Here is a 14,838-nt window from a genome sequence, read left to right on the forward strand (position 1 = left end):
TTAGATCGGTTCATCGAGTATCAGGGTCCGGAACGGCCTTGGTGCGCTCAATCGGACCGTGCGGCACAGCCACACTCCTCCGGTCGTGCGCATTGCCTAGCCATCTGGTGAATATCGTCGTGGGATTGCGGTCTCCCTGGGCAACGTAAGGAAAGTGGCGCTTGAACGCGTTGATCGGTTTCTCGAAAAAAAGCCAGGAAACGGAAGCGAGCATCAGCGTTCCAGCTCCCGCGATCGCGAATCGGCCGAACCCCTGTTCCGCGACGTTGACCGGAAGCCAGGGCTGCGCCTTGACGACCAGCGCCAACACCAGACCGTGATAGAGATATATGCCATAGCTGATGCAGCCGAGAGCGACCAACGGCCGCGCCTCCAATAGACGGCCGGCGTAGCCTTCGATCCGCGCCGAACAGAGCCCGACGACCATGACCAGCGGCACGAGGGGGAATACCTCCATTCCGATCCAGCGCATCCAATCCTGCGTCGGCGTAAGCTGGACCGATCTGAACGACAGCAACAGGAGGAAAGCGACCGCAAGGGGTGCCCAGGCCGACCGCATCCATTGGGGCCAGCCCACGGCATGAGACCGATAAGCCGCCAGCAATGCCCCGGCCCCCAGCGCATCCATCGACGCCGGGGGAAGGACATCGCGCGCAGCCGAAGGCGTCCCTGTGAAGGGCCAATAGAACCGGTATGCCAACGACAGGACGATGACGGCTATGCAGATCCGCTCGATCCATTGGCGCGGCGCCAGCAGGATGAGCAAAGGCCAAACGACATAGAACTGCTCTTCGATGGACAGCGTCCAGGTGTGGACCAGGACCCACGGCGTCCAGTCATTCTGGAGAGCGTACCAAAAGTTCGAAATGTAAAGCGCGTGCCAGAGGAGGACCCATCTGGACTGCTCCAGGCTGAGCAGCCAGACGCACCCCAACATGGCGAAATATGGCGGGAAGATCCGCAGAGCCCGTCGAATATAGAACGAGCCGAGGGCGGGCAAAGCTTCAAATTCTGCGGCTGAACGCGCGTCCAGGAGGAGGCGGGTGATCAGGAAACCACTGAGGATGAAGAACAGGCGCACACCGACGTGGCCCCAATAGGAATCGTTGGTGGAGAAAAAATGCGCGTACAGCACCATCGTGACGGCGATTGCCCTCAGCCCATCAAGCTGCCGATCGCGCCCATTCGACATTAATTGCTCCCCTCAGCATGCAGAACCTGATCGCATCAGTTCCTGATCTGAACGCGCAGCCGATCACCACCTTTTCGACAGGCCGACTTCGTAATATTCATAGGTCCGAAGGCAAAATCGAGGATGCGTTGCCAAATAAGCCCGAGCTATGGCAAAGTTGGTCATGTTTTTGGACATGGTGAAATAGAGTTTTACTTGACACAATGAATGAAGAATTCGCAATTAAAGCGATGAATTGACTTCAGAAATCTCGCCGATTTTGCTCATAAAAGCTCAGAAATTTTTCGTTTTAATGTGCGAAATTGGTTCTAACTCTTCATTGAGAAACTGTTTTCCTCTACCGATAGGTGGGCAGTTTGCGGCCCGCGCCTTCCTGGAGATCAGATATCCTTGAGAAGGCGGTGCGCATCGTAGATTGCTGCATGCGTATTGCGCGCCGAAACGGCATCGCCAATGCGAAAGAGCTGGAACTCGCCTCGCGGGTTGCGGCCAGTCGACTGCGGAACGCCGGCGATCAGTTGCTCATGCGACATCTCGCCGAGGTTCGTGGAAGCGGGCTTGAGCTCGAAGTAAACATCATCCAGCGGAATCGTGCCGTGGTTGACGACCACCTGGTCGAACGTGCGCTGCTTTGCAACGCCGCCATAGTCGCTGCCGACGTGGGCTATCAGCTGATTGCCGTTCTTCTCAACCGCCTCCAGGCGATAGGTAACCGTGAAGGTGGCGTCCAGCTTTTGGAGAGTACGCATGTAGGGCACCAGGTTCATGGCCATGACCTCTGGCGCGAACGAACGGTCGGGCGTCATGATCTCGACCTTCGCCCCGGAATTGGCAAGGATTTCGGCTGCCTGCAGTCCGGCATGGTCGCCCGCATCATCATACACGAGGACGTTGCTGCCGGGTTTTACATCGCCCGAGATGATATCCCAGGAGGAAGCGACGAGCTCGTTACCCTTCTTCAGCACCTCTGTGTGCGGCAGGCCGCCCGTCGCGATGATGACGACATCGGGCTTTTCGGCCCGAACGTTCTCGGCTTCCGCCCAGCTATTGAAGTGGAAGACGACGCCGTGCTTTTCGCACTGTGCCATGCGCCAGTCGATAATGCTGATCATCTCGCGACGGCGCTCGCTCTGTGCGGTCAGACGGATTTGACCGCCGGGGTCGCTCGCCGCCTCGAAGACGACCACCTCATGGCCGCGCTCGCCCGCAACCCGCGCCGCCTCCATCCCTGCCGGCCCCGCGCCGACGACGACAATTTTCTTGCGACGGTCGGCCTTGGTGATCTCATGTGGCATGGTGAGTTCACGGCCGGTGGCCGCATTGTGAATGCAGTAGGCGGCGCCGCCCTGATAGATCCGGTCCAGACAGTAGTTGGCGCCCACGCAGGGTCGGATCTCGTCCTCCCGCTTCTCCATGATCTTCCGGACGATATGGGGATCCGTCATATGGGCGCGGGTCATGCCGACCATATCGAGCTTACCAGAGGCGATGGCGTGGCGCGCCGTTGCCACGTCCGGGATCTTCGCGGCATGGAAGGTCGGGAAATTGGTGGCCGCGCGTATTTCACCCGCAAAGTCCAGATGCGGGGAATTGGCCATCCCCTGAATCGGAATGACGTCGGTCAGGCCGGCATCGGTGTCGATATGCCCCCTGACGACGTTCAGGAAGTCGACCATGCCGCTGTCCTTGAGCCGCCTCGAGATTTCCAGGCCGTCCTCCTTGGCCAATCCGCCTTCGAGCATCTCGTCGCCCGTGTAGCGGACACCCACGATGAAGTTGGGGCCGACGCGCTTGCGGATTTCCCTTAGGACGTCGAAGGTGAAGCGTAGCCTGTTTTCGAGAGAACCGCCGTAAGGTCCGTCGAGTTCGTTCGTCAGCGGAGACCAGAACTGGTCCATCAGGTGCCCGTAGGCCTGCAGCTCGATGCCGTCCATGCCGCCGGCCTTCATGCGCTCGGCTGCATCGGCGTAGTCCTTGATGATCCGCTCGATATCCCAGTCTTCCATCTTCTTCGGGAACGCGCGGTGAGACGCCTCGCGATGATGCGATGGTGAGACGACCGGCAGCCAGAATTCCTTGTCCCAGCGCGTCCGGCGGCCGAGATGGGTGAGCTGGATCATGACCGCAGCGCCCTCTTCGTGCACGGCATCGGTCATATCCTTCATCCACGGCACTACCTCGTCTTTGTAGACGAGGAGATTGTTGAAGACCGGTGGGCTGTCCTTTGAAACGGCCGCGGAACCCGCCGTCATCGTCATGGCAACGCCGCCCTTGGCGCGCTCCACGTGATAGGCGCGGTAGCGCCCTTTCGGCATCCCGTCCTCCGGATAAGCCGGCTCGTGCGACGTCATGATGATGCGGTTGCGCAGCGTAAGATGCTTGAGCTGGTAGGGCTGAAGGAGTGGGTCGTTCGACATCTGCCTGGCTCCGACTTGGACATTCTCCGGAAGCATAAGTGAGAATGTACATATGTGTCAATTCAGAGTTCATGCGCGAACCTATGATTGACATATATGTACATTTCGGGCAGGAGAATATCCCATGGAGCAGACTTCGAACGAAAGTGGCTGGCGCGGTTCCCCAGATCTTTGGCTGGGGGCGGCATACGAGTCGCTGCTCGAATCGGGCATCGATGCCGTGAAAATCATGCCGCTGGCAAAGAAGCTCAATCTGTCGCGAACGAGCTTTTATTGGTTCTTCAAGGATCGCGAAGAACTGCTTGATGCCCTCGTTGCGCGTTGGCGCGAAAAAAACACCGGCAACCTCATCGAACGAACGGAAGCATATGCCGAGACGATTGCGGAGGCGATGCTGAATGTCTTTGACTGCTGGCTCGACAGCGAGCTCTTCGACTCGAAATTCGAGTTTGCGATCAGGAGCTGGGCGCTCCAGTCATCTGGAATACTGGCTGAGGTCCAGAAGGCCGACCAGCAACGCCTCGACGCCCTGGCGCGGATGTTCATTCGCTTTGGACAAGACGAGTCACGTGCCGATGTTCGGGCACGCACAATCTATCTGGTGCAGATCGGATACATCTCGATGCAGACGAAGGAAGATCTCTCCGTCCGCATGAAACGCATCCCTGAATACGTGGAAATCTTCACCAGTCAGGCGCCGGAGCAGAGAGAACTCGACCGCTTCTTCGCGCGGCATGGCTATTCCGGATAGCAGCAGCGAGGCCGGTATGAGCGACGTGTTGAAGATTGGTGTAATTGGTGGAAACGGATGGCTGGGCGGGGCCATCGCCAAGTCGATCATCGACGCGGGGCCGGTGTCAGCCGAGGAACTCATATTGTCCTACCGGAGCGAACGGCCGAAGCGTTTGCAGGGCGTTCGCTGGACCCGGGACAATCAGGAGCTCGCTGACCGATCGGATGTGATCATCGTTTCGGTGCGCCCGGCTGACTGGCCCTCCCTCCTAGTCAATGCCGGCGGCAAGCTCGTTATATCGGTTATGGCCGGTATCCGGCTGAGCCAGCTGGCCGACCAACTCAAGACGAAGCGCGTCGTTCGGGCGCTGCCGAATGCGGCAGCGGAGGTCGCAAAATCCTACACCCCCTGGGTCGCCTCAGCCGATCTTGACGACCGCGATCGCGCAACCGTGTGCCGCATCTTCGATGCGTGCGGCGCGGCGGACGAGGTGGGCAGCGAAGACGACCTCGACTATCTGACCGGCCTTTCCGGCTCGGGCCCTGCGTTTCCCGCACTGTTGGCGGCAGCTATGATGAATGACGCCCTCGCGCGTGGCCTTGATCCGGAGATCGCTCGCCGCGCGGTCAATGCCGTGCTCATCGGCGCTGGCCGCTTGATTGAACGTCACGAAGAATGCCCTACTGACATGGTGGAAGCATTCGTGAGCTACCGCGGCACGACGGCGGCGGCCATCGAGGCCGTGCGTGACGCCGGCTTCGATGCCGCCGTCCGCTCCGGCCTTGCTAAGGCTCTCAAGAAATCGGTGGATATGGGACAGAAGTCCTGATCCTGCCAGCGTTGGCATGCTTCTATCGAACAAAGGGACTTGCTCCGGGTGACCTGGCATACTCGCGACACCTCGACCGTCACGCGGGCGATGCGAGGCTACCTAGAGCAGTGATGACGGCCACACCTGCGACGATGCCGAAGGTCGCCTCTACAAGCGCATAGGCGTCATTGCGCTGATACCGGCGGCGAAGCATTGAACAGTCCTGGAGACGAAGATTCCATCACACCCGCAGTTCGCCTGCGGAAGCCTGGAACGGTCGCCTGCCGCAAATTGCATTGCAAAATCTATTGCTCGACCGGTGGCAGCGGCTCGCGTGCCGGGCCGTGGATCACCGATCCGTCAGCGGCAAAGATCGAACCATGGCAGGGGCAGTCCCATGTCCGGTCAGCATTGTTCCAGGTGAGTGTGCAGCCTTTGTGGGTGCAGCTTGCGGAGAATGTGCGGAGCGCGCCGGTTTCGTCCCGCACCGCCGCGATCTTTTCATCGCCGCGAACAATTACCCCGCCCTGGCCCGGCTCGATCTCGTCCAGGCTTTGGACATATGACTGGCTGTCCCCACTCTTGTGGAAATCGTCCGGATAAGGCCGCGTCGGATCGTAAAGTGAGGTCCAGGAGTTCGCGCGACCGGCGATAATATCGGCGATCATCATGCCGACGGCCGTCCCGTTGCTTATGCCCCAGGCATTGAAGCCGGTAGCGATGTAAAAGCCCGGCGCCTTCTCCACGTCCGGCGCGCCCGCATAGGGCACGCGGTCGGCCGTGTCGTAGTCTTCGTTGCACCAACGCCAAAGGGTATCACCCACCGGCAGGTGTGCACGTGCCCAGTCTTCCAGCTCCACGAACCGGGCCGCCACGTTGCCATCCTGTCCGGTCCTGAAATGCGGGCCTAGTACGATCAGCAGTGGGCCATGGGCATCGCGACCGGTGCGCAGCGAGCGCGTCGGCTCCTCGATGCTGATGAACATGCCGTCGACGACCGCGGGATCATCGATACGGAAGGCCATAGCCACGTGGCTACGCGGCTGTGTGCGGTGCGCCATGCCGACCGGGCTCTTCACGGTCATGTTCGTCGCCACCACCACGTTCTCCGCATGCACGGTGCCGCCATCGGTGACGACACGCCAGCGGCTCGCCGCATCGGTCATCCGCGCGCGGCTGTTTTCGAAAATCTGCCCGCCGCGCGCCTTCACAACAGCCGCCAACCCGATCAGATATCGGGCCGGGTTGAACTGCGCCTGATCCGGGAAACAAAGCCCGCAGGCCGTATCGAACGGCAGCGGCGCTCGATCGAACACCTCCGCTTGGAGGCCCAGTTTTTGCGCGGCCTCTGCCTCGGCCTCAATCTTTTCTCGAACTGTCGGATCGCGCGTATAAGACCAGGCGGGCTTGGCCTCGAGGTCACAGGCGATGCCGTGTTCTGGAATCCAGCTCTTAATTTGTTGTGCACCCGCACTATTCGCCTCCGCATAATCGCGAGCGCGTTCGATCCCGATCGTGTCTATCAGATCTCGGTAGATGAGCCGGTGCTGCGTGGTGATCTTGGCTGTCGAACGGCCTGTGACCTGCCGACCCACCCGCAGACCTTCAAGCACTATGACGGAGCGCCCCGCTTCGAGGAGCCGCAGAGCTGTGGTGAGGCCAACGATACCGGCGCCTACGACCACCGTCTCGGCATGGATGGAGCCGTCGAGGGGCGGATAATTCGTCGCTTCGGCATTCTCGATCCAGCAGCACGCTGGTTTTCCCGATAACGCATGCATCGGCTATCCACTCTCATGAATTTCGTCGAGATCCGTGGCGGCGATCACACGCGACTTTGCCTGTTCGATCATGTCTGCGATCGTGGCTTTGCGGTCAGGGGCGAACGCCATGGGTGCTTCCCTTCCAGAATCTGTCCCGTCTCCCGAACAACGAATGCCATCGCGAGTTCCATAACGGTGGCAGGGCACTCCACTTCGATGTCTCAACACGCCATAGGCCAATCGCCACGCATTCACGCACCAATGCCGTCTGTTGAGCCCAGAACAGCCTGTAGCAGCGCTTTATGAAGCCGACATTGGGTGGTTCACATCGCGCAGTCGCATATCTCTGCTGTCTTAGAAGGAACATTAGGGTTCGGTTTCTGTTCATTGTTCATGTTGAGCGGCGAACTCACCAGTCATATGACGATGCACATTCTGGCGATGAATCTACTGGCGCCGCTTCTGGCGTATACATTGTACCGCATTCACTGGCGCTACCTGCCTCATCTGACCTTTCTCAGCGCCGCCGCAGCCTTGCAGATCGCGCTTCTTTGGGTGTGGCACGTTCCAGCGATCCTGGCCGCTGCAGCCTCAAGCTCGTCGCTCAGTGTGGTGATGCACATATCGCTGTTGCTCTCGGCGCTCTTTTTCTGGATCTCCATCATTTACAGCGCGGCACGGTCGCCCTGGGGGTCAATCGGAGCTCTTCTCGTTAGCGGCAAACTGTTCTGCCTGCTCGGCGTTCTCCTCCTCTTCGCTCCGAGGCCGCTCTATCGACTGACGGGACATGAGCCCACCGCGTCGATGGCTAGCCAGCTCGCCGACCAGCAGATGGCGGGCCTGCTGATGCTGATCGTCTGTCCCCTCACCTATGTGCTCGGCAGTATCCTTGTTGCCCGCCATTGGCTCATCTCGACCGAACGATCACCAGACTGGCGCTTTGACGGGTAGAGCCGTGGTCAGAATAGCTCCACGTGACCTAACTTGGCGTCAGGGGCTTTTCTGGCTGGCGGTCTTCATATTGGCCACGGTCGTCGGTGCTTTCATGTTTGCCGCTTCCGGCTTCTACAACGTTTCGGCGCTGAAAAGGCATTATGTGGTCGTGGAACGCGCCATCCAGTTCGCGCTGAACCGGTCGATCTCCACGCACAGTACCGGCGATGCGCCTAACAATCTCGATGATGAGAACCTCATCCGACTTGGTGCACGGCATTTCCAACTTGGCTGCGCTCCCTGCCACGGAATGCCCAGCGGCGATGGAAACCCGATCATGCAGGAGATGTATCCCGCGCCGCCGGATCTCAGCCATGCGGCTTCCAAATGGGATGCTGCGGAGCTGGGCTGGATTATTCAGAACGGAGTGAAATTCACCGGCATGCCCGCTTGGGCTGGATTGCACAGACAAGATGAAATTTGGCCTCTGGTGGCCTTCCTACAGTACCTGCCGAGCGAAGAGGTCTACGCTGACACGATCGGCGGTTTGGCGTCGCCCACTGCCGACGAGACTACACCCGCCGATCGCGCTTCGCTTTGCGTGGCCTGCCATGGTGACGGGCAGCGGCTGCCCGTGTCGGATAAGGTGCCGTCCCTTTCCGGACAGACTGCGGCATACCTGCGGCGATCGCTGTTCGATTATCGCGCCGACCGGCGCCAGAGCGGGATGATGGAACCCATCGCCGCGGCGCTCGATGACCAGGCGATAGAGCGTCTTGCAGCCCATTTTTCCGCTCAGAAGGTGCCGAAAGATATTGCAGGAACGGCGCAAAATGGCATCGAGCGCGGCCGCAGGATTGCCGTTTCGGGACAGCCCGACGCCCATCTGCCGCCTTGCCTTTCGTGCCACGGCAGCAGCGGGTCCGACCGCTTTCCTCGGCTGGGCGGATTGTCTCGGCAATATATTCTCGGCCAATTGCGCCTCTTCCAATCCGGCGTGCGTAGCGAGAGCGGCTTTGCCGCAATCATGTCGACGGTCGCCCAACGTCTTACACCGGAGCAGATGGAGGATGTGGCCACATATTTCGCGGCTGCCGATAGGCCCGTTCGCGAGACCGCTTCGTCGAGGATGGGTCGATGATGAAACCGGGGCGTATCGCGGCTGTCCATGTACCCTTGCTCGTCATCACCGGATGTTCGGGCATACAGTCGGCCTTGCAGCCGGAAGGTCGCGAAGCGGTTGAACTGCACGGATTATTGCTCGCTTCAACCGGGTTCAGCGCAGCAATAACGCTGTTGGTGCTGGCGTTGATCATCGTCGCCATGTGGGGTCCGCGGAGCTGGCGGCACCGGCTGGCCCACGAATGGCTGATTTTCGGCGGAGGCATCATCCTGCCAGTGGTGCTCCTCACCTGCCTGCTCGTCTACGGGCTCGTAACCATGGACGCGGGTGCCTCGCGGGCAGCCCGTGCCGAAGGGCCCGGCATCACCATTGTCGGCAAGCGCTGGTGGTGGCAGGTCGTCTACACCTCGACCGATGGCGAACGCGTGGTCAGCGCCAACGAACTGCGCCTGCCGGTTGGGCGCCCGGTCACGTTGCGGCTTGAGAGCGACAACGTGATCCACAGCTTCTGGGCGCCCAAGCTCGCCGGTAAGCTGGACATGATCCCTGGCCGCACCAACACCCTGACCGTGGAGGCGATCGAGCCCAGCATCAGCCGTGGTCAATGCGCCGAGTATTGCGGCGGCGCGCACGCGCTCATGTCGTTCTATGTGGTGGCGATGCCCGCTCAGGACTTCGATGCCTGGTTGGAGGCAGAGGCCGGGCCTGCAAGCGATCCGCAAAACACAGCGGCGCGACGCGGCAGCCAGCTTTTCCAAGAGAACGGTTGCGGAGGCTGCCACACCATTCGCGGGACCGAGGCCACAGGCACAATTGGCCCTGATCTTACTCATGTGGGCTCGCGCCATTCGCTTGCCGCGGCCACTTTGCCCAACGATGCCCAAGCCTTTTCGCGCTGGATCACGAACAATCAGCACATCAAGCCCGACAATCTCATGCCGGTCTACCAGTATCTCAAACCCGAGGAAGTTGAGGCGATCTCGGTCTATCTGGAGGGGCTCGATCTAGGTGATTGACTTCACTCAACTGGCATTGCCACTGAACCTGATCTTTTTCGCGACGGCTGCAGCGTTCGTCTGGTTTGCCGGCAGCAGGTTGACACAGTATGCGAACATGATCAGCAATGTCACCGGCATCGGGCAAGCCATGATCGGCATTGTCCTGCTTGCAGGCGTGACATCGCTCCCCGAGATCGGCGTAACGGCAACCGCCTCTGTCGCAGGCAATGCGGAACTTGCTGTCAACAATCTGTTCGGGAGCATTGCGCTGCAGGTTACGCTGCTGGCGATCATCGATTTCGTCATTGGCAGGAAGGCGCTCACCGCGGTCGTCCCCGAGGCTACCGTCATCCTTCAGGGCAGTCTCAACGTAATCCTCATCTCGGCGGCTGCGGCCGCAATGGTGGTTGGCGACGTCAACGTTTTCGGAGTCGGCCTGTGGGGCTGGGGAGCGCTGTTCGGCTACCTCGCCTGCGTACGGGTCCTGTCGCGCGCCGAGGGGCGCCGACCGTGGCTTGCCGCCGAAGGTGGCCGTGTGGTGGAAAGGCTGACTGATCAGAAGGAAAAGCAGTCTGCCGCAAAAATGGAGGACGATCATTCGCTGCGGAGCCTGCTGGTCAAAACTGCAATCGTCGCCGCGGTGATTCTGATCGCCGGTTATGTCGTCGCCAAATCCGGCGAGGCGATCGCCCAGAAAACCGGATTGGGATCGAGCTTCGTCGGCTTCGTCCTTGTAGCCATTGCAACGTCTCTGCCGGAATTAAGTACAGCGATCTCCGCCGCCAGGCGCCAGCTATTCACCATGGCGATTTCGGATATCCTCGGCACGAACCTTATAAATGTGGCGTTGCTTTTCCTGGTCGATCTGCTCGACACTGGAGGACCGGTGATGGGGCGGCTGGGCCCGTTTCCGGTGTTCGGAGCACTCCTCGCCGTAATTCTGACGGCCCTGTTTCAGGCCGGGCTTGCGGAACGGCGGGACAAGTCGATCCTGCGGATGGGCTACGATTCCATGCTGGTGCTTTGCGTCTATGCCGGCGGTGTGATTCTGCTCTACACACTGCGGAGCAGCGGCTCATGAGCGATTTCCGCCGCAGCCTTCCCAATCCGGAAACCCGCTCCGAACAGGAGGTGGATGAGCTCCTGCGCATCTGGGCAGTGCCCAAAGGTTTCAGGATCGTGACCGCCGTCAACAATACGGTTATCGGCCTGCTCTATATCGGCGCCGCCTTCCTCTTTTTCCTTCTGGCGGGCGTTCTGGCGCTCCTGATGCGCACGCAGCTGGCTGTGCCGGATAACGATTTCCTGAGCCAGGATCTCTACAACCAGATCTTCACGGTCCACGGCACGACAATGATGTTCCTCTTCGCCGTGCCGGCGGTGGAGGCGCTGGGGGTCATGCTCCTGCCGCAGATGCTGGCGGCGCGCGACCTCCCTTTCCCACGCCTGAGCGCCTTTGCGATCTGGGCGTATGTCGTGGGTGGGCTCGTCTTCTTCTCGACCGTCTTCTACGATCTTGCGCCCAAGGGCGGTTGGTTCATGTACACGCCGCTGACGCTGAAGGAATTCTCGCCCGGCGACAACGCGGATTTCTGGCTGCTCGGCATCGGTTTCATAGAGATCTCGGCGATTGCCGGCGCCATCGAGATCGTCGTCGGAACGCTGCGGACGCGCCCGCCCGGCATGTCGCTGACCAAAATGCCGATCTTTGCATGGTCGATGCTGATTTTTGCGGCGATGATCATGTTCGCCTTTCCGGCGGTTATCCTGGGAACGATGCTGCTCGAGATCGAGCGTTCCTTCGGCTGGCCGTTCTTCACCGCCACCAAGGGCGGAGACCCTCTTCTGTGGCAGCATCTGTTCTGGTTCTTCGGCCACCCGGAGGTCTACATCATCTTCCTGCCGGCCGCTGGTCTTGTATCGATGATCGTTCCGACCATGGCGCGCCGGCCGCTGATCGGCTACCGGCTGATCGTGGTGGCGCTGATCGGCACCGGCTTCTTCTCTTTCGGACTGTGGGTGCACCACATGTTCACCACGGGCATTCCGTCCCTGAGCCTCGCCTTCTTCTCCGCGGCGAGCATGGCGGTCGCCATTCCGTCCGGCATCCAGGTGTTTTCGTGGATCGCCACCATGGCGGCCAGCAGAGGCGGCTTCCGTATCACCACGCCGTCGCTGTTCGTCATCGGCTTTCTCGTTGTCTTCACCATCGGCGGCCTGACGGGTGTGATGGTTGCGCTGGTGCCTGTCGACTACCAGGTGCACGACACCTATTTCGTCGTCGCTCACTTCCATTATGTGCTGATTGGCGGAATGGTCTTTCCGCTCATCGCCACTTTCTATTACTGGATGCCGCTAGCAACTGGCAGGCTGCTTTCCGAACGGGTTGGACGATGGGTGTTCTGGCTGATGTTCGGCGGCTTCAACATCGCATTCTTCCCCATGCACATCACCGGCCTACGCGGCATGCCGAGACGCGTCTGGACCTACCCAGAAGGCCTGGGCTGGGATGCGCTCAACATGATTTCAACCGTCGGCGCCTACGTCTTTGCTGCGGGCGTTGCCATCTTCGTGGTCGACCTCATCCGCAGCCACCTGCGACCTGCCAACGCGCCGCAAAATCCGTGGGGGGCAGGAACGCTGGAGTGGCTGCCCAATGATGTCTATTCCACTCGTAGCATTCCCTTCGTCACCAGCAGAGAGCCTTTATGGGATGACCCCACACTGCCCCAGGAGGTGCGCGGCGGACACCACTTCCTTCCGAATGCACCGACCGGCGGCCGCGAGACCATCGTCACATCGGCGATCGAGGCAAAACCGCAATATATCATTCGTATGCCAGGTCCGGGCTGGGAGCACCTGATCGCGGCAGTCTTCACGGCTGCATTCTTTCTGCTGCTGACGGTCAAGCTGGTCGTGCCGGCTTTAATATGCGGCGTCATCGCCATAGCCGCCTGCCTCGTCTGGGCCTGGGGGCTTGATCCCGGTCCCTCCAAAGGTGCGGTAGAGATCGGCGCGGGTATCAGGCTGCCGACTTATGAGAGCGGACCCTCGTCGCATTCCTGGTGGGCGATGGTCGTGCTGATCTTCGTCGCCGGCTCCCTCTACGTCGCCTATGTCTTCTCCTATCTCTACCTCTGGGTGGTTTCACCGCAGGTCTGGGCGGGCCACGGCTCGCCCGATCTGCCATCTGCTGTTTGGCCGGTGACGATTGCCCTGCTTGCCATTGCCGGCTCGGCTACGATGCGCGCCGCAGGCCGTCTTCTGCCCGATCCGGGCACGCGCCGCGCCACGCCGCTATTGCTCATCGCTACCGGCTCACTGGGCCTCATCGCCGCCGTGGCCCTGGAAATGCTGGGCCATTGGCAAAGCGGGCTGCGGCCAACGGAAAGCGCCTATGGCGCCATGGTCTATATGCAGAGCGCACTCAACGGGCAACTCGCCTTCACCCTTTTTATTATGAGTGGCTTTGCAATCGCTCGTCTGCTTACGGGGAAGCTCGACCACGTACGCCGGGTAAGTTTCGACAATTTAGCCGTCCTTTATTACTACGTCGCGGCCCAGCTTCTCGTAGGGCTGCTTCTGATCCATGGGTTTCCGAGAGTGGCCGGATGACATGAACAGGCATGACGATTTCTTTCCGCTCGGGCCGAAGCCTTCGACCACGGGGACCATCTTCTACCTGTTATTCGGCCCGCTGCTCTGGGCAGGGCAGCTGACGGTTGCATATGGCGGACATACGTTGGCATGCGTGCGCGGCAGCAGTCCGGAGCTTGCCGACGCGATCGTCATCGTCGTCACGGCCCTGGCCTTAGTGGCATTGACCGGTTTTCTCATATGGCAGGATCGGTGCGCGCGCGCGCTCGGCCAGCCGGCATTGCCCGCACGTGATCGCGCGACCGACAGTATGGCGCGGCTCCTCGTAGTCCTGTCACTGCCGGCCGTCCTATGGGGCGGGGCGACAGTCGGTCTGGTGGCCGCTTGTGTTGCGGGCCGCTGACGCCCGTCCGTTCTCGTGATATCGCAGGACTGGCCGCTACTGTCTCGGGATTACGCTGATGTTGCCGCTGACCTCGAGCACGGCGAACTCGATCTGCTCCCGGCGGGAGAACTCCCGCGCGTCCCAGTTCTCAATATTCCCCAAAAGCGGATGCTCGGATCATCGGGAGCGCGGCGCGAACAGGCGATCGCGCGACCCCTGTAGATGGGCGCGCATCAGCTCGCCCGCGCGGGCGGCGTCCCGGTCTAGAATGGATTGATAGACAGCCGTGTGTTCGACGAACACGTGTTCGAGACCATCGGCTGTGCTCTTGAGCGAAAGGCCATGAAGCTTCATGCCGACGGCAATGTGGTCTTCGAGCGCCTGCATGGCTGTCGCGAAATAGGGATTTGCCGAAGCCTGCGCAATTGAGAGGTGGAACATGAAATCGGCATCGGAGCGGTGCAACTGCCGGTTGGTTGCATCACGCAGCAGGCTCAGGGCGGTCCTGATCTTCTGCAGCGCCTCCTCGGACCTGCGCTCCGCCGCTAACGCCGCAGCTTTCGGCTCAATGGTCAGCCGGAAATCGTAGCAATGCTGCAGGTCGGAAAGGTTCTCCATCTGTCCGAAGCCCAGCGGCTCGCGGATGCCCTGCTCGCGCACGAAACTGCCCGACCCGCGCCGGGAATAGATGAGCCCCTGGTCGCGCAGCCGCTGCAATGCATCGCGGATCACCGGCCGGGAGACCTGGAACTCAGCGGCCAAGGCGTGCTCGGTCGGCAGGCGCTCATCAACGCCGTAGGCCCCCGACTTGATCGCCTTCTGGATGCGCTCGAATACCGTATCCGAAAGACTGCGCCGAACATTCAGCCCGTTCAACATGGTCATA

At 60.6% G+C, this 14,838-nt stretch carries 12 protein-coding genes; 8 read left to right on the top strand and 4 right to left on the bottom strand.

Features of this window, described 5'->3' with window-relative positions; all coding sequences use genetic code 11:
• Nucleotides 1-10: 10 nt before the first annotated feature.
• Both N5A92_RS02845 and N5A92_RS02850 read right to left on the bottom strand, forming a co-directional pair.
• Entirely contained in the window at nucleotides 11-1,192 is a 1,182-nt protein-coding gene (locus N5A92_RS02845; protein ID WP_260900323.1) for an acyltransferase family protein, read from the bottom strand.
• 380 nt (nucleotides 1,193-1,572) lie between these two features.
• Entirely contained in the window at nucleotides 1,573-3,609 is a 2,037-nt protein-coding gene (locus N5A92_RS02850) for an NADH:flavin oxidoreductase (RefSeq protein WP_260900324.1), read from the bottom strand.
• A 124-nt stretch (nucleotides 3,610-3,733) separates the two neighbouring features.
• On the opposite strand from N5A92_RS02850, the gene N5A92_RS02855 reads away from it, so the two are divergent.
• Together N5A92_RS02855 and N5A92_RS02860 are read left to right on the top strand one after the other, a co-directional pair.
• Nucleotides 3,734-4,360 carry a TetR/AcrR family transcriptional regulator gene (locus N5A92_RS02855; protein ID WP_260900325.1) on the top strand — a complete coding sequence of 209 codons (627 nt, stop codon included), beginning with the start codon at nucleotides 3,734-3,736 and terminating at the stop codon, nucleotides 4,358-4,360.
• 16 nt (nucleotides 4,361-4,376) lie between these two features.
• Complete coding sequence (locus tag N5A92_RS02860) at nucleotides 4,377-5,171, top strand: pyrroline-5-carboxylate reductase family protein (RefSeq protein WP_260900327.1); 795 nt, start codon at nucleotides 4,377-4,379, stop codon at nucleotides 5,169-5,171.
• Between the two features lie 287 nt (nucleotides 5,172-5,458).
• On the opposite strand, the gene N5A92_RS02865 is transcribed toward N5A92_RS02860, so the two are convergent.
• A complete protein-coding gene (locus N5A92_RS02865) occupies nucleotides 5,459-6,934 on the bottom strand; it encodes an FAD-dependent oxidoreductase (protein ID WP_260900328.1) in 1,476 nt (491 codons plus the stop codon).
• Nucleotides 6,935-7,234: 300 nt separating this feature from the next.
• Here N5A92_RS02865 and N5A92_RS02870 point away from each other — a divergent pair, with 300 nt between their 5' ends.
• From N5A92_RS02870 to N5A92_RS02895, 6 genes are all read left to right on the top strand, one after another.
• Nucleotides 7,235-7,867, top strand: a complete 633-nt coding sequence (locus N5A92_RS02870) for a cytochrome c oxidase assembly protein (protein ID WP_260900329.1) — start codon at nucleotides 7,235-7,237, stop codon at nucleotides 7,865-7,867.
• A gap of 70 nt (nucleotides 7,868-7,937) precedes the next feature.
• Complete coding sequence (locus N5A92_RS02875) at nucleotides 7,938-8,990, top strand: c-type cytochrome (protein WP_260900330.1); 1,053 nt, start codon at nucleotides 7,938-7,940, stop codon at nucleotides 8,988-8,990.
• Nucleotides 8,987-9,988, top strand: coding sequence for a cytochrome c oxidase subunit II (locus N5A92_RS02880; RefSeq protein WP_260900331.1), 1,002 nt, complete (start codon nucleotides 8,987-8,989; stop codon nucleotides 9,986-9,988). Before N5A92_RS02875 ends, N5A92_RS02880 begins: the two co-directional genes overlap by 4 nt.
• Entirely contained in the window at nucleotides 9,981-11,051 is a 1,071-nt protein-coding gene (locus N5A92_RS02885) for a sodium:calcium antiporter (RefSeq protein WP_260900332.1), read from the top strand. Before N5A92_RS02880 ends, N5A92_RS02885 begins: the two co-directional genes overlap by 8 nt.
• Entirely contained in the window at nucleotides 11,048-13,585 is a 2,538-nt protein-coding gene (ctaD, locus tag N5A92_RS02890; protein ID WP_260900333.1) for a cytochrome c oxidase subunit I, read from the top strand. The genes N5A92_RS02885 and ctaD overlap by 4 nt, the downstream gene beginning before the upstream one ends.
• A 1-nt stretch (nucleotide 13,586) precedes the next feature.
• Entirely contained in the window at nucleotides 13,587-13,970 is a 384-nt protein-coding gene (locus N5A92_RS02895) for a hypothetical protein (protein WP_260900334.1), read from the top strand.
• Between the two features lie 159 nt (nucleotides 13,971-14,129).
• On the opposite strand, the gene N5A92_RS02900 is transcribed toward N5A92_RS02895, so the two are convergent.
• Nucleotides 14,130-14,837 carry a FadR/GntR family transcriptional regulator gene (locus N5A92_RS02900; protein WP_260900336.1) on the bottom strand — a complete coding sequence of 236 codons (708 nt, stop codon included), beginning with the start codon at nucleotides 14,835-14,837 and terminating at the stop codon, nucleotides 14,130-14,132.
• Nucleotide 14,838 lies beyond the last annotated feature (1 nt).

The organism is Chelativorans salis, assembly GCF_025336525.1.
In the GTDB taxonomy this organism is placed as follows: Bacteria; Pseudomonadota; Alphaproteobacteria; order Rhizobiales; family Rhizobiaceae; genus Chelativorans; species Chelativorans salis.

Excerpts from the sequence above, each read along its gene's own strand:
- N5A92_RS02860 (WP_260900327.1), top strand. The coding sequence starts at position 4,377 with ATGAGCGACGTGTTGAAGATTGGTGTAATTGGTGGAAACGGATGGCTG.
- ctaD (WP_260900333.1), top strand. The coding sequence starts at position 11,048 with ATGAGCGATTTCCGCCGCAGCCTTCCCAATCCGGAAACCCGCTCCGAA.
- N5A92_RS02900 (WP_260900336.1), bottom strand. The coding sequence starts at position 14,837 with ATGACCATGTTGAACGGGCTGAATGTTCGGCGCAGTCTTTCGGATACG.
- N5A92_RS02845 (WP_260900323.1), bottom strand. The coding sequence starts at position 1,192 with ATGTCGAATGGGCGCGATCGGCAGCTTGATGGGCTGAGGGCAATCGCC.
- N5A92_RS02850 (WP_260900324.1), bottom strand. The coding sequence starts at position 3,609 with ATGTCGAACGACCCACTCCTTCAGCCCTACCAGCTCAAGCATCTTACG.
- N5A92_RS02865 (WP_260900328.1), bottom strand. The coding sequence starts at position 6,934 with ATGCATGCGTTATCGGGAAAACCAGCGTGCTGCTGGATCGAGAATGCC.
- N5A92_RS02880 (WP_260900331.1), top strand. The coding sequence starts at position 8,987 with ATGATGAAACCGGGGCGTATCGCGGCTGTCCATGTACCCTTGCTCGTC.
- N5A92_RS02895 (WP_260900334.1), top strand. The coding sequence starts at position 13,587 with ATGAACAGGCATGACGATTTCTTTCCGCTCGGGCCGAAGCCTTCGACC.
- N5A92_RS02855 (WP_260900325.1), top strand. The coding sequence starts at position 3,734 with ATGGAGCAGACTTCGAACGAAAGTGGCTGGCGCGGTTCCCCAGATCTT.